Source organism: Acetobacter senegalensis (genome assembly GCF_001580995.1).
Classification (GTDB): domain Bacteria; phylum Pseudomonadota; class Alphaproteobacteria; order Acetobacterales; family Acetobacteraceae; genus Acetobacter; species Acetobacter senegalensis.
Window position 1 is genome coordinate 1 of record NZ_LHZU01000115.1, and the last position, 19,459, is coordinate 19,459.

General features: G+C 55.3%; 18 protein-coding genes and 1 pseudogene. 10 read left to right on the forward strand and 9 right to left on the reverse strand.

Annotation, left to right across the window (positions count from 1 at the left end; all coding sequences use genetic code 11):
* The 4 genes and pseudogenes from AD948_RS05310 to AD948_RS05325 form a co-directional block, all read left to right on the forward strand.
* A pseudogene (locus AD948_RS05310) lies at nucleotides 1-435 on the forward strand (hypothetical protein); the annotation flags it as partial.
* A 32-nt stretch (nucleotides 436-467) separates the two neighbouring features.
* The gene (locus AD948_RS05315; protein ID WP_006559967.1) at nucleotides 468-1,529 is read left to right on the forward strand and encodes a hypothetical protein; all 1,062 of its coding nucleotides are present in this window, start codon (nucleotides 468-470) and stop codon (nucleotides 1,527-1,529) included.
* 2 nt (nucleotides 1,530-1,531) lie between these two features.
* Nucleotides 1,532-2,512 carry a peptidoglycan -binding protein gene (locus AD948_RS05320; RefSeq protein ID WP_061471022.1) on the forward strand — a complete coding sequence of 327 codons (981 nt, stop codon included), beginning with the start codon at nucleotides 1,532-1,534 and terminating at the stop codon, nucleotides 2,510-2,512.
* 222 nt (nucleotides 2,513-2,734) lie between these two features.
* On the forward strand, nucleotides 2,735-3,769 hold the full coding sequence (locus AD948_RS05325) for a TraB/GumN family protein (RefSeq protein ID WP_248845928.1): 1,035 nt from the start codon (nucleotides 2,735-2,737) through the stop codon (nucleotides 3,767-3,769).
* 169 nt (nucleotides 3,770-3,938) lie between these two features.
* Here AD948_RS05325 and rnhA read toward each other — a convergent pair whose 3' ends face one another.
* Genes rnhA through ispH form a run of 3 tightly spaced genes read right to left on the reverse strand, consistent with a single transcriptional unit; the run spans nucleotide 3,939 to nucleotide 6,413 of the window.
* Nucleotides 3,939-4,427 carry a ribonuclease HI gene (gene rnhA, locus AD948_RS05330; RefSeq protein WP_058989083.1) on the reverse strand — a complete coding sequence of 163 codons (489 nt, stop codon included), beginning with the start codon at nucleotides 4,425-4,427 and terminating at the stop codon, nucleotides 3,939-3,941.
* Nucleotides 4,417-5,391, reverse strand: coding sequence for a homoserine kinase (locus AD948_RS05335; RefSeq protein ID WP_061471023.1), 975 nt, complete (start codon nucleotides 5,389-5,391; stop codon nucleotides 4,417-4,419). Before AD948_RS05335 ends, rnhA begins: the two co-directional genes overlap by 11 nt.
* 20 nt (nucleotides 5,392-5,411) lie before the next feature.
* Nucleotides 5,412-6,413: a 4-hydroxy-3-methylbut-2-enyl diphosphate reductase gene (gene ispH, locus AD948_RS05340; protein WP_006559972.1), complete on the reverse strand. Its 1,002-nt coding sequence runs from the start codon at nucleotides 6,411-6,413 to the stop codon at nucleotides 5,412-5,414.
* On the opposite strand from ispH, the gene AD948_RS18085 reads away from it, so the two are divergent.
* Together AD948_RS18085 and AD948_RS05345 are read left to right on the forward strand one after the other, a co-directional pair.
* Nucleotides 6,412-6,582: a hypothetical protein gene (locus tag AD948_RS18085; RefSeq protein ID WP_006559973.1), complete on the forward strand. Its 171-nt coding sequence runs from the start codon at nucleotides 6,412-6,414 to the stop codon at nucleotides 6,580-6,582. The genes ispH and AD948_RS18085 overlap by 2 nt on opposite strands.
* Nucleotides 6,583-6,662: 80 nt before the next feature.
* On the forward strand, nucleotides 6,663-7,253 hold the full coding sequence (locus AD948_RS05345; RefSeq protein ID WP_035382328.1) for a hypothetical protein: 591 nt from the start codon (nucleotides 6,663-6,665) through the stop codon (nucleotides 7,251-7,253).
* Between the two features lie 324 nt (nucleotides 7,254-7,577).
* On the opposite strand, the gene AD948_RS05350 is transcribed toward AD948_RS05345, so the two are convergent.
* Nucleotides 7,578-7,757, reverse strand: a complete 180-nt coding sequence (locus AD948_RS05350) for a CsbD family protein (RefSeq protein ID WP_006558300.1) — start codon at nucleotides 7,755-7,757, stop codon at nucleotides 7,578-7,580.
* A gap of 374 nt (nucleotides 7,758-8,131) precedes the next feature.
* A complete protein-coding gene (locus tag AD948_RS05355) occupies nucleotides 8,132-8,740 on the reverse strand; it encodes a TetR/AcrR family transcriptional regulator (RefSeq protein ID WP_061471024.1) in 609 nt (202 codons plus the stop codon).
* Nucleotides 8,741-8,828: 88 nt separating this feature from the next.
* On the opposite strand from AD948_RS05355, the gene AD948_RS05360 reads away from it, so the two are divergent.
* Complete coding sequence (locus tag AD948_RS05360; protein ID WP_211264439.1) at nucleotides 8,829-10,262, forward strand: coniferyl aldehyde dehydrogenase; 1,434 nt, start codon at nucleotides 8,829-8,831, stop codon at nucleotides 10,260-10,262.
* A 19-nt stretch (nucleotides 10,263-10,281) separates the two neighbouring features.
* Here the strand turns inward: AD948_RS05360 and AD948_RS18625 are convergent, their stop codons facing one another.
* Together AD948_RS18625 and AD948_RS18845 are read right to left on the reverse strand one after the other, a co-directional pair.
* Nucleotides 10,282-11,253, reverse strand: coding sequence for a DUF7737 domain-containing protein (locus AD948_RS18625; RefSeq protein ID WP_276325352.1), 972 nt, complete (start codon nucleotides 11,251-11,253; stop codon nucleotides 10,282-10,284).
* Entirely contained in the window at nucleotides 11,250-13,055 is a 1,806-nt protein-coding gene (locus tag AD948_RS18845; RefSeq protein ID WP_276325353.1) for a DUF4132 domain-containing protein, read from the reverse strand. The genes AD948_RS18625 and AD948_RS18845 overlap by 4 nt, the downstream gene beginning before the upstream one ends.
* Nucleotides 13,056-13,453: 398 nt before the next feature.
* Here AD948_RS18845 and AD948_RS18090 point away from each other — a divergent pair, with 398 nt between their 5' ends.
* From AD948_RS18090 to AD948_RS05380, 3 genes are all read left to right on the forward strand, one after another.
* Nucleotides 13,454-14,332: a hypothetical protein gene (locus AD948_RS18090; RefSeq protein ID WP_156478941.1), complete on the forward strand. Its 879-nt coding sequence runs from the start codon at nucleotides 13,454-13,456 to the stop codon at nucleotides 14,330-14,332.
* A 221-nt stretch (nucleotides 14,333-14,553) separates the two neighbouring features.
* Complete coding sequence (locus AD948_RS05375; protein WP_061471027.1) at nucleotides 14,554-15,147, forward strand: energy transducer TonB; 594 nt, start codon at nucleotides 14,554-14,556, stop codon at nucleotides 15,145-15,147.
* A 222-nt stretch (nucleotides 15,148-15,369) separates the two neighbouring features.
* The gene (locus tag AD948_RS05380; RefSeq protein WP_061471028.1) at nucleotides 15,370-15,948 is read left to right on the forward strand and encodes an energy transducer TonB; all 579 of its coding nucleotides are present in this window, start codon (nucleotides 15,370-15,372) and stop codon (nucleotides 15,946-15,948) included.
* Nucleotides 15,949-16,192: 244 nt separating this feature from the next.
* Here AD948_RS05380 and AD948_RS05385 read toward each other — a convergent pair whose 3' ends face one another.
* Entirely contained in the window at nucleotides 16,193-17,554 is a 1,362-nt protein-coding gene (locus AD948_RS05385; RefSeq protein WP_006558310.1) for an ABC1 kinase family protein, read from the reverse strand.
* 3 nt (nucleotides 17,555-17,557) lie between these two features.
* Entirely contained in the window at nucleotides 17,558-19,393 is a 1,836-nt protein-coding gene (locus AD948_RS05390; RefSeq protein ID WP_006558311.1) for a M3 family oligoendopeptidase, read from the reverse strand.
* Nucleotides 19,394-19,459: the final 66 nt, after the last annotated feature.

Genomic DNA, 19,459 nt, shown 5'->3' on the forward strand with positions numbered 1-19,459 from the left:
CCGGAACCCACCCTGACCCCGGCCCCGCCGGATATCGAGATCCACCCCTTCCCCGTGCCGCCGCAGCCTGCGGTTGATCTGAACGCAAAGGGTGCGGTCACCACTATTCCCGGCGGCGTAAGGCTGACCTTTGCACCGGGCTCCTCCGCCCTGAACCCGGAGACCCATCAGGCCATTCTGGCGTTTGGGCAGCGTCTGTCTGACAAACCCCATGTCCGCGCACTGATTGACGTCTACAGCTCCGGCGCTGCGGATGATCCCTCCCTGCCGCGCCGCATGGCGCTGGCGCGCGGTCTGGCGGCCCGCAGCGTGCTGATGAATGGCGGCACGCCCTCCACCCGCATCTATCTCCGTGTGATTGGTGTGCCCAAAACACCCGCTCCGGATGGCGTGCAGGATTACATGGACATTTATCAGTCTGACGCTGTCCCCTGACGATTCCCCTCTAAAAATCGGAACCGAAGAGCATGACCCGTCCTACACAGTATCTGTTCAGAATGATCGGGTTCCTCGTCTGCGTGGCGCTTGTGGCCGCCACGCTCTGGCGGCCCCTGCGGGATGCCTTCTTCAGCAACCCTCTGCTTGACGGCCTGATTCTGGGCATTCTGGCGGTGGGCGTGGGCTGGAACATGATGATGGTCCGCCGCCTGATGCCGGAAGTGCGGTGGGTGGAAACCATTCGCCAGTCCCGCGCCGGGCTGACCACCGCCCCCGCACCCCGCCTGCTGGTGCCACTGGCCACAGCGTTGGGCTCCCGTCCTGATCATCGCGGGCAACCCATTGCGCTCTCCACACCGGCCATGCAGGCCGTGCTCGATTCCGTCTCCGGCAGGCTGGATGAGGGACGTGAAGTCTCCCGTTACATGACGGGCCTGCTGATCTTTCTGGGCCTTTTGGGCACCTTCTATGGCCTGCTGCTGACCGTGGCCGCCATTGCAGATGTGATTGCGGGCATGTCCGTTGGCAGCGGGGATCTGGATGCCATGTTCGGGCAGCTTAAAACCGGGCTGGCCAAACCGCTGCACGGCATGAGCACGGCGTTTTCAGGCTCTCTGTTCGGGTTGGCGAGTGCATTGGTGCTTGGGTTTCTGGACCTGACGGCAGGACAGGCCCAGAACCGCTTTTTCAACGAACTGGAAGAATGGCTGGCCGAACAGACCCGCTTTGGCGCGACGGGCTCCGCATCGGCCCCAGCCACGGAGGGCGGTGCGCCCATTCCCGCCTATATTCAGGCCCTGCTTGAACAGACAGCGGAAAATCTGGAATCCCTGCAAAATCTGGTGCGGGTGAGTGAAGCCCGGCGCGAGAAGGAAAGCGCTGTTCTAAGCAAACTGTCTGACCGGCTGGAAGGCACGGCCACCCAGACGGAGACCCTGCACAATATTGAGCGCCTGCTGCAAATACTGGTGCAGACTTCAGAGGAAGGCCGCACCCGCATGACGGCGGATTTGCGGAATGATCTGCGCGTACTGGCCCGCACCATTGCAGCCGCGGCCGATAACGCGCCTCATACCCCGAAAGCACCCTGACCATGGCCCGCCGCCGCAGAAAACTGCATGCCGGGCTGGATGCATGGCCCGGTTATGTGGATGCCCTTTCCACCCTGCTGATGGTGGTTATTTTTGTGCTGCTGGTGTTCGTGATGGGGCAGACCCTGCTCTCCGCGGCGCTCAACCGGCGTGAGCATGTGCTGGAAAAGCTGGAGGGACAGGCAGCCGAACTCTCACGCCAGCTTGATACGGAACACGCCCGCAACCATGCACTGAGCGATACCGTAACTGGCCTGCAAACCCAGCACCAGAAAGATGCCTCGGCCCTGGCCACCGATGCCGCCGCCATTGAAACCGCCAAAAAAACAGCCGATGCCGCCACGGCCCTGACCGTGGCCGATCAGGCACGCATCACCCAGTTGGATGATACGCTGACAGACCTCAACGCCCGCCTGGCCGTCTTGGGTGAGGCGCTTGATGTCTCGCAAAAAAACGTGCAGGCGCGTGATGCCAAAATTACGGATCTGGCCGCGAAACTGAATACGGCACTGGCGAACAAGGTGACGGAACTCAGCCGCTATCGCTCGGAATTTTTTGGCCGCCTGCGGGATATCCTGCACAACCAGAAGGGCGTGCATGTGGTGGGAGACCGCTTTGTCTTCCAGAGCGAGGTGCTCTTTCCCGTTGGCAGTGCTGATCTTTCTGCTGAGGGCAGGAAGGAAATCACCACGCTGGCGCATACGCTCAAAGAGGTGACAGCCCATATCCCTGCCGATATCCCATGGATTCTGCGCGTGGATGGCCATGCAGACCGGCAGCCCATTCACACTGCCTTCCCCAGCAACTGGGAGCTTTCAAGTGCGCGCGCCATTACCGTGGTCAAGCTGCTGGTGGCGGAAGGGATTGACCCGCACCGTCTGGCGGCCACCGGCTTTGCGGACTACCAGCCGCTCGACGCCCAGAACACGCCAGAAGCCTACGCCCGTAACCGCCGTATTGAATTCCGCCTGACAGACCGCTGAGAAGCGGCCTGCACATGCAGGAACGGATGCCAACAGGCAGAACCCGCCGCAAAGAGCGTTAGCCCAAACAGCCTGTTAGTCGTCTCTGCCTCCAACACACACGAGGCAGAGGCAGAGGCAGAGGCATAAAAAAAGTTTTCACACAGTTCTTTCGCGCATCTGGTATTTCAACAGGATACACACTCAACAGTGTCCTTATCTCTGAGCCAGAATAGGTTTTTTATGAGATCCCTTTCAAAGCGCACCGTGATTACAGCCGTTCTTTCAGTCACCACCCTTTTCAGCACCGGCATGGGCCTTCATTTCTCCGCAGCATGGGGACAAGCCGCCACACCACCGCCAGCCGCATCATCCTCCTGCCCTGTCGCTGCGCACATGCCCTCTGCTCCAGAACTCAAGGACATTGCCCGCACGGCCACAGACCGGGGGTTTTTATGGCAGGTGACCAGCGACGGTCATTCCTCATGGTTGTATGGCACCATACATGCGGCCAAGCTGAACTGGGCCTTTCCCGGCCCCCTCATACGGGCAGCCCTCCGCCGGAGCGACACCATTGCCGTGGAGCTCTCCCTGTCTGATCCCGCCACCTTGCAGGTATTACGCGATAAAGAAGACCCTGCCCGCCTTCAGCATCTTGTTGAAACACACCGCAAGGCCCGGCTGGATGAGATTGCCGCACAGCAATGCCTGCCGCCTCATGCGTTTGATGCGCTTGCCACAGGAATGGAAGCTGCCGCTCTTGTTTCCCTCAGTGGCCGCAAGGATGGGATTTATCCTGATTACGCCATTGATTCCGTCATACAGGGATATGCCCGTTCCGTACACAAACCCATTGTGCCGCTTGAAACAGCCACGGCCCAGCGGCAGTTACTGATTGGGACCACCGCAGCAGAAGAAGATGCCCTGATTGATGACGCCCTGCATGATCTCAGCTCTGATACAGGCCGTAAGGAGCTATTGGCCATAGCCACCATGTGGGCCAACAGTGACCTGAACAAACTTGAGCATTATCGGGAGTGGTGTGACTGCTTGAAGACCACGCAGGAAAAAGCCCACACCAAAGCCATGCTGGATGACCGCAATATAGAAATGGCAAAGAAGATCATCCAGATGCACACCAGCAGCCATAAGCTGTTTGTGGCGGTCGGTGCCCTGCATATGAGCGGCCCTAACGGCCTGCCCGCGCTGCTGCGCAAGGAAGGGTTCAAGGTCACGCAGATAGTACCCGCACCATCAGCGACAGCAAGCCAGCTTTAAAGGCCATATGGACAATCAGCGCGTCAGAACCGCGAGGGGATTTCGAGTCTGAAAAGGCGGATTTGATCAGATGCTGCAGGTCTGGCTGAACGAAATTCCAATGAGTTCAGCCGCAAAAGGACCCGCTTCATACTCCCCTGAAAGACGCTTCACGCTGTCTTTCAGACTTTCAGGAGAGCGTTTCTTCAATCAGCTTGCGGGCTTCCGTCGCCAGAACGTCCACACGCTCGTTTTCCGGCACGCCGGAATGGCCTTTCACCCAGTGCCAGGACACATCATGCTGTTTGGCAGCATCCAGCAGCCTGCGCCATAAATCCATATTGGCAACCGGATCACCCGAAGCATTGCGCCAGTTGCGACGCACCCAGCCCGTGTGCCAGCGGGTAATGCCGTTGCGCACATATTCGCTATCCGTATGCAGGCGCACCACACAGGGGCGCTTCAACGCTTCCAGCGCCTCGGCCGCGGCGGTCAGTTCCATACGGTTGTTGGTGGTTTCCGCCTCCCCGCCTGAAAGCTCCCGCTCCGTGCCCTTGAAGCGCAGCAGCACACCCCAGCCGCCAGGGCCTGGGTTCGGGCGGCATCCGCCATCGGTCCAGATTTCCACCACATCTTGCGTGGCTTCTGGCGCATTTGCCGGTGCGTTTTCAGACGCCATATCCATCCACATTCTCCGTCGCCAGATGGAAGCGTAGCCGCTTGAGGTAATCCAGCGGGTCTTTGGGGGTTACCAGCGCATCCGCTGGGGTATTGATCCAGTCGTACAGCCGCGTCAGCAAAAAGCGCATGGCGGCACCCCGGGCCAGAACAGGCAGGGCCGCAAGTTCCGGCGCGCTTAACGGCCGAATATCCTGATATCCCTGCAAAAGCTGGCGGGCAAACGTCACGTTAAAGGAGCCATCCACATCAAAGCACCAGGCGTTCAGGCAGATGGCAATATCGTAGGCCAGAATATCAGTGCAGGCGAAATAGAAATCAATCAGGCCGGAAACGCTATCATGCAGAAAGAACACGTTATCCGGGAACAGATCAGCATGAATCTGCCCGCGCGGCAGGTCCGGGTTGCCGTCACGGCCCGGCCAGAGGGGCAGAATATGGGCAAAAGCGGCATCAAGCTCTGCTTCCAGCCCCCGCTGAACGGTTTCTGCTCCACTGCGGCAGGAATTCAGCAGCGGCTGCCACGCCGCAGGCCCAAGGCTGTTGTGCCGCACGGGAGCGTAGCTGCGTCCGGCCTCATGCAGTTGGGCCAGCGCCCGCCCCAATGGGCGACAATGGCAGGGGCGGACCTTACGGGGCCACACGCCGGGCAGAAAAGTGGTAATGGCGGCAGGACGGCCCGCCAGTGTTTTCAGCGTGGCGCCTGTTTTATCTGCCACAGGCTGCGGGCAGGTCACCCCCTGCACCGCCAGATGCTGCATCAGGCCGAGAAACCAGGGGAGTTCACGCACATTCACCCGCTTTTCATACAGGGTGAGAATAAAATCCCCCTGTGTGGTGCGCAGTTGAAAGTTGCTGTTTTCCACCCCTTCGGCAATGCCACGGAAGGCAACCAGCCCCCCGATGGCATAGTCAGCAAGAAACGCCTCAAGCGCCTCGTCACTCACATCCGTGTAAACGGCCATATAGCAGCAGCAGCCTCTTTTTAACCGAGCGGGGCCGGCAGACGGAAGGTCACGTTTTCTTCCTTCACCGTGCGTTCATCAATGCACAGCGTGTACCGCTTGGCCAGTTCCGCCACCATTTCCTGCACCAGCGCTTCCGGCGCGGAAGCCCCGGCCGTAATGCCCAGCGTGTCCACACCTTCCAGCACGGACCAGTCCAGCGCATTCAGGCGCGGCACCAGCAGCGCACGGGTAGCGCCAGAACGTTCCGCCACTTCCCGCAACCGCTGAGAGTTGGAGGAGTTGGGAGAGCCGATTACGATCACCAGATCACATTCCGGCGCAATGGCCTTCACGGCTTCCTGGCGGTTGGTGGTGGCGTAGCAGATATCCTCACGCCGGGGGCCTTCAATCAGCGGGAACCGCTCACGCAGGATATCCACAATTTCCGCCGTATCATCAACGGAAAGGGTGGTCTGGGTGATAAAGGCCAGACGGGAAGGATCAGCAGGCTGCACGCTGCGGGCTTCATCCGCATCATTGATCAGCGTCACGGCACCCGGCGGCAACTGGCCCATGGTGCCCACCACTTCCGGGTGGCCCGCATGGCCGATCATCAGAATATGGCGGCTTTCCGGGCCACCACCGGCAAAGTGGCGCTCGGCTTCACGATGCACCTTGGACACCAGCGGACATGTGGCATCCAGATACAGCAGATTGCGGCGCTCGGCTTCAGCCGGAACGGTCTTGGGCACACCATGGGCGGAGAACACAACATGGCCATCGGGCGGAACCTCATCCAGTTCCTCCACAAAAATGGCGCCCTGGGCTTCCAGCTCTTCCACCACCGTACGGTTGTGAACAATTTCATGCCGGACATACACCGGCGCGCCATAACGGCGGATGGCTTCCTCAACCACACGGATGGCGCGATCGACCCCGGCGCAGAACCCGCGCGGGCCAGCCAGAAGCACTTTAAGAGATTTGCCATGAGAGGCCGTGGCGGTCTCTGCTGTGGCAAGGGTTTGAGTTTGATCGGGCATGGTGTTCCCCAAACTTGCGGCGGACGGTATAGAAGAAGTGGCTATGACAAAGCATATTGAAAAAAGGCTATGCCCGAAACCCGGAGAAGGCACGGTAACCGTGCGCATGGCCTACGCAAAGCGCGGGGCGGATGCAAGCCGTTTTCGGGCATCGGAGCCCCACGTTTGATAGGTGTGTCTGTCTTTAGTCCTTTTTTGGTCCTGTTTTCTGCCTGTTCAACCCTTTAACTGATGAGCCCGGATTCGCACATGCCGCATGACCTTTCCCACCCACACCGCCTGCTACCGCGCGTTGCGCTGTCCGGCTTTGTGGCACTTGGCCTGCTGACCGCACTGGCCGGATGTGGAGATGAAGAAAGCCAGTCCGTCTCATTCGCGCCCAGCTGCCCGCTGACCCATATCCCCCCCGAAGCGGCGGATTACTACCAGTATGAAGGCAAAACCTTCACCTTCCCGCATCTGGTCACGCGTGCCAGCATTCTGAAGTTGCAGGGTGATTGTCTGGCCGCAGGCCGCAAGGACCTGCAAACCCGAATCGCGCTGCGGTTTGTGGTCAGCCGTGGCATGGCCGCGCATGACGGCACGGTCACCCTGCCGTGGTTCATTGCCGTGGTGCATGGCGATAAAATTGTAAACAAGCACGTGTTCCACCACACGTTCCAGTTCCCGGCCAATCTGTCCAGTTACACCACAGATACGCATGTGGTGACGGTTGATCTGCCCATTCCCCCCAAGAACACGGAATCCGACTACCGCTTTGAAGTGGGCTTCCAGTTGACCAAGGACCAACTGGATTACAATGAAACACACCTGAAAAAAGTGGACTATCAGGCCTACTAAGCCCCAATATCACCAAACCGTACCCTGCCTGAAAAAGGAGGATACGGTTTGCTACTGTGCCCGGACACGCACCTCCTGCCACCAACGCCAGCGGAAACGCCCTGATCTTCCCCCTATTGTGGGATAGGGCGACAGGGCGACAGGGCGACAGGGCGACAGGGCGACAGGGCGACAGGGCGATCCGCTGAGGCTTATGCGCGTGGCAAGCAAGCCAACAGTGCGCCTCATCAGCAGATAAATACCCCCGAAAGAGAAGCCTCTCCCCCACAAAAAAAGAGCGCCCTTACGGAGCGCTCTTTCCTCAACATTCTCTGATGAGATCACTCAGAGATCGTTGATTTTCCCTTTGACGGTGCCTTTGGCGTTTTCAGCCTCGCCTTTGAGCTTCTGCGCTTTGCCCTTGATTTCAAGCTCCTTGTCGTTGGTCACTTTCCCAACACCTTCCTTCACAGAGCCCACAACCTTGTCAGCGGCACCTTTTACTTTGTCAGAAAACTCACCCATGGATGCTCTCCTAAAGACTGGTGGGGCTGATCAAACCAGCCCCTTCATGGATGATAACGCGCCATGGTCTACCGGGTTCAGCGTCCCCCGCCGTTCCGTGCCGCCGCTCCCTTCACCCCGTCACTTGTGCGAGACTAGGTGGCCTCACAAGAACGACCTGTGAACACGCAGCCACGCTGGCCATCATCTGAGGAAACGTGCCTCACGCGAAGCAAGCGCCTCGCCAATGGGACGCATATATGCCGTAGGGATTTCCAGCGCACGCGCCAGTCCATTGGGCACCAGTTGACCATTAAGCGTGGAGAAAATTTCGGCCACGCAGCGCAACAGAAGTCACTTTGAAAGAGACGGGTTAGAAGGAGCCGCAGAACCACTCAATCTCCGCAACACACGCCATCCAGCAGCACGTCCAGCGCGGCACGGATCGGCTCCGGTCCAACCTTCTCTTCAAGAAGCTGACCATTGATGACCAGCATGGCCAGACCATGCACCTGTGCCCAGCTTGCTGCCGCCAGTGCATTGATAGCAACCGGACGGAAACTCCCGCTCCGTTGCCCCTCTTCCAACAGGCACAGAAGAATCCCGAATGTGTTCATAGCGGCGTCATGCAAGTTGGGGTCCGCTGCCTTGTCCGCATCGGAACTGAACATCAGACGATACAGACCGCGGTTATGGAGAGCGAACTCAATGCACGCCTGCGCACCCGCAACAAATTTCCCACGCATGGCCCCACGGGCGGAAGCCGTTGCCTCGGCCATGGCCTGCCCTAGCCGTTCAAAACCAATTCGCGCCAGTTCACGCAGCAGAACCTCTTTGTCACGAAAGTGCTTGTAGGGTGCAGCATGGCTCACCCCCGTGCGCCGCGCCACCTCCCGCAATGTGAAGGCCCAGTTCTGATCCGTAGCCAGCATGGCAAGCGCTGTCTCAATCAATGCGCGGCGCAGATCACCATGATGATAAGGGCGCTCTTTTATGTCACTCATTCGTGAGGTCCATGTTTACACAAGAAACTTTCATTGACACTCAATCGTTCTGCTTCATATCCTGCCAAGATAAGTTTCTCCTGTAAACATGGAGGGCGCAATGTCCGATACTGTTTCAACGCCTGCGCAGCCATCTGATCTCTCCCGCATTCTCGACCGCCAGCGGGCTGCCTTCCTCAATGATGGACCGCCAGGGCTGGAGCAGAGACGCGCCGATCTGCGCCGTCTGAAAGCGGAAATTCTGAAGCACAAAGTAGAGATTCTTCAGGCGCTGAATACGGATTTTGGGCATCGCTCCGTGCGGGAAAGCGCCATTGTGGAGCTGATCCCTCTGCTGCATTCAATCACCTATCTCATCCGAAATCTAAGGCACTGGATGAAGCCGGAACGTCGGCATGTCGCACCCTATTTCCAATGTGGCCGCGCATGGGTCATCCGTCAGCCGCTTGGGGTGGTGGGCATTATCGCACCGTGGAATTATCCGCTCTCTCTCGCCCTTGTTCCTCTGGCTACGGCACTTGCCGCCGGCAACCGCGTCATGCTCAAGCCTTCGGAACTTACGCCGACTACATCGGCAGTTATCGAAAAAATCATTCAGGCTATCTTCCCACCAGATCAGGTTTCCGTGGTCACGGGAGATGCCGAGGTGGGGGCTGCATTCTCGGCTTTGCCCTTTGATCATATCCTGTTCACTGGCAGCACGGCAGTTGGCAAGAAGGTTGCCGCGGCAGCGGCCCGCAACCTGACCCCGGTTACACTTGAACTGGGCGGCAAATCTCCCGTGATTATAGAACCCGCTTTTTCCATGAAGGACATGGCGGAGCGTGTCGCCTATGGCAAACTGACCAATGCCGGACAAACCTGCATCGCACCGGATTATGTGCTGGTCCATAAAGCGGATCAGGACGCTTTTGCCGCAGCCTTTCAGGAGGCCGCTACAAAGCTTTATCCGCAGGGTTATGCAGGATCTCCCGATTATACAGCCATCCTTAACCAGCATCATTATGAACGGCTGAACCGCCTGATTCAGGACGCCACAACGCTTAAGGCGCGTGTTATCCGGCTGGGAGATGATTCACCTGCCGATCATCTCCTCGCCCCCGTTCTTGTGCTGGACGCAACACCCGAAATGGCCGTCATGCAGGAAGAAATTTTCGGGCCTGTCCTACCTGTTCTGACATACTGGCATCCCGATGAAGCCATCGCCTTCATCAACGAACGCCCTCGCCCGCTGGCACTGTATTATTTTGGGAAAAAACGCCATGAACTCAACAGGGTTCTGAAATATACCATTTCAGGAAATGTCACGGTCAATGGCACATTGCTGCATTACGCTCAGGAAGATCTGCCCTTTGGCGGCGTGGGAGAAAGCGGCATTGGAGCCTATCACGGAAAGGAAGGCTTCATGGCCCTCACCCACCCACGCGGCATTTACAAACAGGGCCGCTTCAACGCTGCAACCCTCCTCCAGCCCCCGTTTGGAAAGCTGACTGATATCATCACAAATTTTATGACACGATGAGAAAAATAGTTTATATTTTTCATTCGTCACGAAGTTGTTCTAAAATATTTTTATCTCTAATCTTATGGTCTTTTTGCAACAAGGCGATCCGATAGAGAATGGAATTCAGGATATCGTCATCATATAGAGGCTGATAATCACCAATATCTTCTTCACGTGTCGAGTGCGAGAGTGTTTCTAATGTGAGGTGGCGATACTGAGGGACCATAATGACTTCACCGCTTCCAAGATGAATACGGTACTGGTGAAGCCTACCGGTAACGATAACATGCCGCTCGTCCAGTGTTACAGCCCCCTTTTCTTGTAAAGAAGGCAGCAGAGCTTCGATAATCTGCCGCCTGCTTTGGGCCAGCCCACCATAATGGGGTTCATCTGGCAATGCTATATCTGACAAACCCTGCTGGCGTCTCCATTTTCCTAGTTCTGGCACAGCCTGAATAGAAGATGCATCAAACTTCAGGTTACTTGCGGCAACACTCACCATAAGATCCAGATCTCGCATAACTTCCGAAAATACGATCTGATCTATATCTGCCAGCCGAACTGGTTTTTTCATGGGCGTCAGCTTTCGCCCTCCATCAAATCGCCAGTCTCCCCGATCTTTAAGAATACAGAACCTTACTCGATCAGTCATGATATGCGTAAAAGCCGGAGCAGATCGACCGAGGTCATTATACCCTACTCCTCCAGTACGGAATTCCGCATAAATGCCATGCGCCGGTATGATTAGCGACCACGGTGCACCCTCGCTGGATGGAATATGCGCGGTAAGGGTTCGGATGCGCCACCCGCGTTTACGCCCAATTTCTATTACCTGAGCCTGACCAAGAATACGTTGTGCATAACGGTAGGAGGAAGGAGAGCTTTCTCGCTCCGCTTGGGTTATTGTGTAGGTCTCACGCCATACTTGACGGATAGGTTGCCGGATATCCAAACGCTCCAGTGTCTCCCGCCACCGTGCAACAACACTCCCCTTGCAGTCATCGCTCATTTTTGAAGTAGGTGCCACAAGCTAAGAAGAGTATCGGGATGAAGCGGAGGCGCTTTATTACCATCTGGATCATATACTGTGGTCGCCTCCTTTCCAAACAGACATGTTCTAATAGAACCTCCCGGTTCAGCAACAAGCCATATCTGCCGACGCGCCAGCCAACCAAGAAGCGGGTGGATTAACCATCTTTCGATAAACGCCCTCAAAGTCCAGGTTTGGCCGGTCAGCCATGAACGCTCCAACCTGTAACGATGCACCAGCATATCCGCCGAAATTGCCTTGGCATCTGACCGCATACTTTTCAGAAGCGCCTTGCATTTTTCTTGTTCAAGGACAAATGGAGGCAGTTTTGAAATGCGATCTCCCTTTTCCCCCTCATAATAAATCGAACCCTGACCGGAACCAGTAATCGAGAGGACGGCCGCGTAACCGTCCGGCAAGTTCAACCGATGACAACTTGTTGAATCGAGTTCGTATTCCTGAGCAAGAAGTTCTTCCGCCTCAACTGTCGTAAGCCCTGAAGCTGCGGCCGCTTTTGCCAAAGATCTTTCCAGAGCATTGAACATTGTGGCATGCCTGACACGCGCGCGTAAGCGGACCATTCCCCGAATGGCGTCGGGTGTTCCAATCAGGCCTACCGTTGCAACCAGACGATTGAAAATAGCCACATCTTCCGCGGCCAAAGCCTTTTTACAGGCTGGAAGAAGCCATTCAAGATCCACAGCATCCGCAGCAGCGGCGATCATCCACAAACAACCTGCTATGATATCAGAGGAAATTGTCGGGGATGACAATGAAGAGGAACATGGATGACAATCTGGCTTTACAGATTTGACGGGAGGTGGATTTTTATAGCGCAATCCCTTTTGACGCCCTAACCTCATTATGCCGTTATTTTCGCCACCACCAAAACGAAATGAATAAAGCGAAGGGGAGAGAAGAAATGCTTCAGCAACCTTCCGAACAGACTGTGTTCTGGAAACTGCTCCTGTAACCAACCGAACAAATCTTGGCAAAATAGCAGCCCGATAAAGGGATGGCTGTTTCAACAAGTGCCAAGAGGTTAATATCTTTTCTGAAGACTCAAAAGCTTCTCGAACAAACGATCTTGCAAATTCAAGATCTTTTATCCCCTCTGGTTTTGCGAGATGCTCTTTATAACGTGCAAGCGTTTTTAACGATGGTTGAGGGGCTTCTGGAACCTGGAAAAGCTCCAACCGTGAATCCATTGACTCTGTGGAACTTGCGGCATCCTCCCGCAAAACCATTTCACGCGCCAACCAGAGAAGATGTGGTATATCCCGTTCCATCTTCTCACAATCCTGCAACGCCTGATCAAACCATTTTTCATCAGGCAGGCTCGTACCTGAATCACTGAAACTGTAGAAATACTCACGCAGGTTGTTTGGCGTTCTATTATAATATGAGCCATCCGACCTTCGGACGGGTTTTGGCAAAAAACTTGATGTTATGAAACCAAGCGCATTTGTCTGATACTTACGCGCAAAACTTCTATACCATGCAGGCGGCCGAGGCAGACTCTGTCTATTGAGCAATTCCGGCATCATGGCTGCAGCCAGTGGCATGTGCGCCAACGTTACATTCTGCAATAAAGGCTGTTGGGTTATCTTATAGCACGAGGATATTTTCTGCTCATAACGCTCAAGCCAGGCTTGTTGGAGCTTATCAAAAACCCGCGGGTCAACCTGTTTCATTTCAGCCATCCACCGAACCAAAGGGCGTTCGAGTTGACCGACTTCAAAAAGAACCATGCGTGTTATAGCCAGATCAGAATCAATCATATCTATTGCCATTATCTGCGCTCTCCCGTTCTATTCGGGCTCCCCAAAAAATGATTCGTATATTAAATAAGGCGCAAAGAAAATTTTCTAACACATCGTGTAGAAGCATGTAAAAATATTTAGCAGTTGAAATAGTAAAATTTTTCTAGCGCGAAAAATATTATATATTTTTGTTACAATATTATTAAAAACGTGTTTCTACCTCTATCAATCAGACTTACGCCTCATAGGGAAGGTTATCTCTATAAGCAGAATACGCTACCCACAGACTATACATATTCCTAACAACAATGAAATTTTTTCTATTTATCGAGGAAAAATTTAGGATAAAATTTCTATAGACGATATATTATCCCATAACGTTATTGTCTCTTCAAAAGAGAAATCAGGAGGTCCATTTGAGTAATCCCGAAGTTTTCCTGGTAGGAGACCTCTTGCGCGCAAGAAAAATCTTGCCTCACGAAAATAAAACTTTACTGAGAGATCTTCATGGTTCGTATTTCTTGAATAGATCTCCCGTTCTTCTACTGCATCGCAAAACAGCCCACAGGCAAGATTCCCCTTTTGGCATCATTGCCTACAAACAAAAAAATGGGGTATGGAAAGAAGACAAATGGCCAGTTCGTTTAAATAATTTTGAGCTTGTTGCCCGTCCCGCAGCAAGCAAAATATTAAACCCTTATCATACTTACAAAGGGGTTATTCAACCCCGATCTATTTCGATATATATGAACAAATACTGTTATTTCATAACCGGCCGATTGGCAGCTCCAGCTTTCGACGATCCTGATGTCGAGTGGCCTATTCTGCCTAAACCTTGCTTGGAAAGTCAACTTGGGTCAGCTGCCAGAAAAGTCTTGATGGAAGTACATGATTATGAGTGTCTGTGGGATGGAAAATCTTATCCTCATGCATTTATTGTAAAAATGAAGGAGCGGCATAAGCTGGCACATGACCTTCTTAAAACCAGACTTTCAGAAGCCTTTGGGCCGAAAGTCAATAAAGCGTCATCAAAAGATACCCTCTTAAAAATGAATATGCTTTTTGATTGCTTTCAAATGAAGCCGACAACCTGGACAGGTCAGGGCTGGGCTGGCCAGACTGCGGAAGCATTCATACATGTAGGCTTAGACGCTTCCGACCATGACCTGGGACGAGAAATCATGTCAATTTTAAACAGACCAAACGTAAAAACAGACTTTTACAAGAAAAATCACCCATTCCTTTCTCAAGTTTTGCCTTATCTTGAAAGCCACATTGTAGATGCTCGTTTTTAATAACATTCTTTACAGGATATAAGAATCCACACCTGAATCATAAACGCCTGCTATAAGCAGACGTTGGAGTTAACCTGTCACTCCCCTTCACTGACAAAGGCCACCTTCCTTGCAAGATCATCATCCTCATATATGTATACCTGTGGCACGATGCTTTCATTTGAAAAATACTGATCTCTTCCTGTAGTCTCACGTCCATCTTACCAGCATGAGGCCTGTCGATGGCTCCCGCGCCTTTTGATCCACCGCCTTCCCTTGGCCGTTCTCCGCAGGAGGATGAGCAGCCTGCGCTCTCTGCCCGCCCCCAGAAGCAGAAGAAAGCGGTTCATGCCAGAAGCTGGATTGTTAGCGCTGCCGCAGCCTGTTGTGGTCTTTATATGCTGGTTATGGGTATCGCCCATCGGCCCGATACGTCTCCAACCCAGACATCCGCATCATCCGGCAGCTACGCCTTTCTGGATGACAATCACAAGCCTGTCCTGAACAGAGTAGAGACACCACGCCTGCACGCTCCACCAGAAATGAGGGACAAAGGTATTTCCGGCATCAGTATTGTAGGGTGCGATATTGGCGAAGATGGCAAGGCCCATGCCTGCCGTATAGAACGAGGCACCAATCCTTATTTCAACCGCGCGGGCATGGAGTATATGGCCCGCGCGGTTTTCTTTCCTGCCATGGAGCACGGCAAACCGGTTACACGGCATTTTCGTATGCGGCTGTTTTTCGGCATAAAGCCGGAGCAGGCACAGTCCTTCGCCAAATATGGACCACCGCTTTTTACCGGCAGCCCCACTCTCCTGCCTTATCTTCCGTGAAAAAAGGTCTGCGAAAAGCACGAGTATTTAAGAAACAAGAAATCAGGTGCAGCCCATAGAAAACAAAGAGCCACTCGCCCACCCAGACCGTTTTTTGGAGTGCCCTTTGCAAAAGCGGAACTATAGAAAACGTGAGGATGGTCCTGTACGCTTTTTATTGAAACGGGGTAGCCTCTGCCGGTAGCCTGTCCTCTTGCTCCGCTCTCCTGACGAGGCTGCTTCATGGCTTCTGCCCCGCCTGACCCTGATGAAACCCAAAAACATCGGCCGCCTCCGGCAGAACCAGTCGCGCACCCGCTGTTACAAAAGCAGGAAGAGGCCCCCAATGCCAAAAGCTGGATACTGACCGCCGCAACGGCATGCTGCGGGCTGTATGTGCTGGTGATGGGGATGACACAGCCGACGCCACACCCTGCGCCGCCCCCGCCTACACAGTATAATGGCTTTGTGGATGATAACCGCGGACCACACCTCAACAAACTGGCCACACCCCCACCCTATTACCCGACGCTCATGGAGCAACGGAACATTACCGGTATGGCGATAGTGGGATGCGACATTGATGAAAAAGGGAAAGCCCATGGCTGCCACATTGAAAAAGGGACCAACCCTTATTTCAATCAGGCCGGACTGGATTTTATGAGCCACGCCGTTTTCTTCCCGGCAATGCAGCACGGCAAACCTGTAAGCCACCCTTACCACCAGCGAATCAAATTTCGCATGGGGGCACCCCAGTCCACCTCGAAATATGGTCCCCCTCTTTTTACGGGTGAGCCAATATTCCTGCCCTTCCTCCCATAAGAGTCTGGTTAAAAACTCAATGGTTGGAAAGTAATGCAGGCTTTTGGGGAATGAAAAACAGAAAATTTGCGGGCTTGATAAAACGTTGTTGGAATGCCCGCCCAACACACTCAGCCCCCAGAAACGTGGCCCGGCTGATCTGGCTGACGTTTCAAACAACCTGCGTGAAGAAGGCAGAACCCGATTGGCAGGAGAGACTGAAAGAGCACGGGCCTTTGCCGTCTCTCCTGCGGCAGATAACCCGTTACGTTATCGGCGTTTCAGGAAAGCGTGCGGCTGCCACGGCGGCTTTCTGGCGTTCAGCCAAGGCCTGCTCATCAAATTCCGCAATGATTTCATGGAACAGTTGATACCAGTTCATCTTCACCTTCAGGCGCATGAAGACTGAACCAAGCCCCACGGCAGAACGGTCCACCAGCACAAATTCGCGCGGCAGGCGGACGCCGCCCGTGCGTTGCAGGCCTTCATGCACTTTTGTCAGCACTTCGCGCCCGAACACAGGGTTGCTGTCTTCTTGAATGAACCGTTCACGGTCGTCCATCAGCGGAGCGTACAGGAAGCCCGCCCATTCATTCAGCACGTCCACCTTTTCAGGCGTCAGGTTCGTAAAGCCCCAGGCGGCATAAGCCTCGGTCGCCATGGCTTTATCGCCACTCTGCAAGGCCCGGTAGAGGTCAATGTTCCCCTTGATGAAGGACGGCTGGAAAATACGGATCGCCCCGAAATCCAGCAGGTTCAGCCCGTAATCATCGCGCAGGGTGAAGTTGCCCATATGCGGGTCACCATGCACCACGCCATATTGATACAGCGGCAGATACCATGCGCGGAACAGGGAGCGGGCAATCTTCTTTTTCTGCTCCTCGGTCAGTCCAGCTTCAATTGCGGCGTTCAGACTGCGGCCGCTCACCCACTCCATGGTCAGCAGGCGATGAGTGGAAAGTTCATCAATCGGCGCAGGAACCGTGATCTCCGGGCAGTCGGCCAGAATGGCGCGATACAGCCGCATGTTGGCGGCCTCCCGCGTGTAGTCCAGTTCCTCCCGCAGGCGTTCGGCCAGTTCCTCCACCACGTCATCCTGCCGGATGGCGTTATCCAGCCGGTGGTAGACACCAATGGCCATACGGAACTGCCGCAGATCAGACTCCACGGCGGCTTTCATGTCCGGATATTGCAGCTTGCACGCCACGCGACGGCCGTCTGTCAGCACGGCCTGATGCACCTGCCCCAGACTGGCAGCCGCCGCTGCTTCCCGCCCGAAGGAGCGGAAATGTTTTTCCCACCCCGGGCCAAGTTCCGCTGCCATACGCCGGCGCACAAAGTTCCAGCCCATAGGTGGGGCGTTGGCCTGAAGTTCGGCCAGTTCCTTGGCATATTCCTCCGGCAGGGCACCGGGAATGGTGGACAGAAGCTGGGCCGCCTTCATCAACGGGCCTTTCAGCCCCCCCAGCATGGATTTCAGATCTTCCGCGTGGGACGCGCCGCCAGACCGCAGGCCTATCTTGTGTCCGGCCATGCGGGCGGCAATGCCGCCTACCGTGCCCGTGGTCTGCACCATGCGGCGCAGTTCCCCGAACATGCCGCTGTTATCAAGATCACGTTCTGCCATTGCTCAGGCCTGCTCCAACTGGTCAATAAAGCCGGAAATCACATCCAGCCCCTTGCGCCAGAAATTGGGGTCGGACGCATCAAGCCCGAAGGGTGCCAGCAGTTCCTTGTGGCGCAGCGTGCCACCGGCTTCCAGCATGGCAATATATTTGTCCTGAAAGCCCGGAGTGCCATCCGTGAACACACCATACAGGGCGTTCACCAGACAGTCCCCAAACGCGTAGGCATACACATAGAACGGTGAGTGGATGAAGTGCGGAATATACGCCCAGAACACATCATAGTCCGGAGTAAAGTTGAAGGCCGGACCAAGGCTTTCCGTCTGCACCTGCCGCCAGATCTCGCCAATGCGTTCGGGCAGCAGTTCACCGCTTTTGCGTTCATCATGCACGCGGGTTTCAAATTCGTAGAACGCAATCTGGCGCACCACGGTGTTGAGCATATCTTCCACCTTGCCCGCCAGCAGGGTGCGCTTGCGGGCAGGGTCCTGCTCAGCATCCAGCAGGGACTGGAAGGTGAGCATTTCACCAAACACACTGGCCGTTTCAGCCAGTGTAAGCGGCGTGTTGGACAGGAAGTAACCCTGCCTGGCTGCCAGAACCTGATGCACGCCATGCCCAAGCTCATGCGCAAGCGTCATCACATCGCGCGTGCGGCCATGATAGTTGAGCAGAATGAAGGGATGCGCAGACGGCACGGTGGGGTGCGCGAACGCGCCAGGTGACTTGCCGGGTGCAGGTGGCACGTCAATCCACGGATGGGTGAGGAAGGTGTTGATCACCTTGCCCATGCGCGGATCAAACCCATCATAGGCTTTCTGTACAATCTGCTTGGCTTCGTCCCACGGGATCTTGCGGTCTTCACAGCCGGGCAGCGGGGCATTGCGGTCCCAATGCTCCAGCTTGTCCAGCCCCATCCATTTGGCCTTCAGCGCGTAATAGCGGTGCGCCAGACGCGGGTAATCCTGCCTTACGGCGGAAACCAGCGCATCCACCACCTCGTCTTCCACCATGTTGGAAAGATTGCGGGAGGATGTGGGCCGCGCATAATGGCGCAGACCATCAGAGATAGCCTTATCCTTGGCCAGTGTGTTGGTAATCAGCGCAAACAGGCGAATATTGGCCCCGAACACGGCCCCAACAGCCTTGCCTGCGCGTTCACGCACACCGCGGTCAGAATCGGAAAGCCGGTTCAGCGCATCGCCAACCGTCACCTCCTCGCCATCCAGCGTGACACGCAGGGCGGCAATGGTCTCATCAAACAGGCGGGACCAGGACTGCGCTCCGGTAACGGATTTTTCCAGCAGCACCTTTTCCACCTCATCAGAAAGCTGATGCGGGCGGAACAGGCGCGTGTCACGCAGGAAAGGCTTCCAGTGCGCCAGTGCGGGGTCCTGCAACTTCTGCTCCAGATCCGCATCTTCAATGCGGTTCAGTTCCAAGGTGAAGAACAGCAGATAAGCAGAGATATCGGTCAGTTTTTCATTGATGGACTGACTGAACCGGCTAATGGCTGCATCGGATGAATTGGCGGCAAACAGCAGGGAGGCGTAGGAGCCTGCCTTGCCCAGAAGCTCCTCAATAGCTTCCCCTTCCGCAATGGCTTTGGCCAGATCCGCGCCGGACAGATCTGCCAGCTTGCCCTGATACCGGGCAGCAAAGGCTTTGGCCTGCTTTTCAGCCGTAGCCAGATCCTGCGTCAGGGCGGGATCATCCATCCCGGCATACAGCGCGGAAAGGTCCCACCGGGGGAGCGCCGGAGCCTCGGCAGAGGCGGGAGAAGACACAGCCGTTTCAGCGGCCAGAGCCGGAAACTGCTGAAAACGGGGGAGAAGCGTCATGTGTTGCATGGGGCCACTGTAACGCGCAATTTTGCTACGCGCGACCCCACAGAATGCAAGACGGAT

What these genes read in the sequence shown, in the direction of transcription:
- AD948_RS05315 (WP_006559967.1), top strand. Translation starts at nt 468, where the DNA reads ATGACCCGTCCTACACAGTATCTGTTCAGAATGATCGGGTTCCTCGTC.
- AD948_RS05320 (WP_061471022.1), top strand. Translation starts at nt 1,532, where the DNA reads ATGGCCCGCCGCCGCAGAAAACTGCATGCCGGGCTGGATGCATGGCCC.
- AD948_RS05325 (WP_248845928.1), top strand. Translation starts at nt 2,735, where the DNA reads ATGAGATCCCTTTCAAAGCGCACCGTGATTACAGCCGTTCTTTCAGTC.
- rnhA (WP_058989083.1), bottom strand. Translation starts at nt 4,427, where the DNA reads ATGGCGTCTGAAAACGCACCGGCAAATGCGCCAGAAGCCACGCAAGAT.
- AD948_RS05335 (WP_061471023.1), bottom strand. Translation starts at nt 5,391, where the DNA reads ATGGCCGTTTACACGGATGTGAGTGACGAGGCGCTTGAGGCGTTTCTT.
- AD948_RS18085 (WP_006559973.1), top strand. Translation starts at nt 6,412, where the DNA reads ATGGTGTTCCCCAAACTTGCGGCGGACGGTATAGAAGAAGTGGCTATG.
- ispH (WP_006559972.1), bottom strand. Translation starts at nt 6,413, where the DNA reads ATGCCCGATCAAACTCAAACCCTTGCCACAGCAGAGACCGCCACGGCC.
- AD948_RS05345 (WP_035382328.1), top strand. Translation starts at nt 6,663, where the DNA reads ATGCCGCATGACCTTTCCCACCCACACCGCCTGCTACCGCGCGTTGCG.
- AD948_RS05350 (WP_006558300.1), bottom strand. Translation starts at nt 7,757, where the DNA reads ATGGGTGAGTTTTCTGACAAAGTAAAAGGTGCCGCTGACAAGGTTGTG.
- AD948_RS05355 (WP_061471024.1), bottom strand. Translation starts at nt 8,740, where the DNA reads ATGAGTGACATAAAAGAGCGCCCTTATCATCATGGTGATCTGCGCCGC.
- AD948_RS05360 (WP_211264439.1), top strand. Translation starts at nt 8,829, where the DNA reads ATGGAGGGCGCAATGTCCGATACTGTTTCAACGCCTGCGCAGCCATCT.
- AD948_RS18625 (WP_276325352.1), bottom strand. Translation starts at nt 11,253, where the DNA reads ATGAGCGATGACTGCAAGGGGAGTGTTGTTGCACGGTGGCGGGAGACA.
- AD948_RS18845 (WP_276325353.1), bottom strand. Translation starts at nt 13,055, where the DNA reads ATGATTGATTCTGATCTGGCTATAACACGCATGGTTCTTTTTGAAGTC.
- AD948_RS05375 (WP_061471027.1), top strand. Translation starts at nt 14,554, where the DNA reads ATGGCTCCCGCGCCTTTTGATCCACCGCCTTCCCTTGGCCGTTCTCCG.
- AD948_RS05380 (WP_061471028.1), top strand. Translation starts at nt 15,370, where the DNA reads ATGGCTTCTGCCCCGCCTGACCCTGATGAAACCCAAAAACATCGGCCG.
- AD948_RS05385 (WP_006558310.1), bottom strand. Translation starts at nt 17,554, where the DNA reads ATGGCAGAACGTGATCTTGATAACAGCGGCATGTTCGGGGAACTGCGC.
- AD948_RS05390 (WP_006558311.1), bottom strand. Translation starts at nt 19,393, where the DNA reads ATGACGCTTCTCCCCCGTTTTCAGCAGTTTCCGGCTCTGGCCGCTGAA.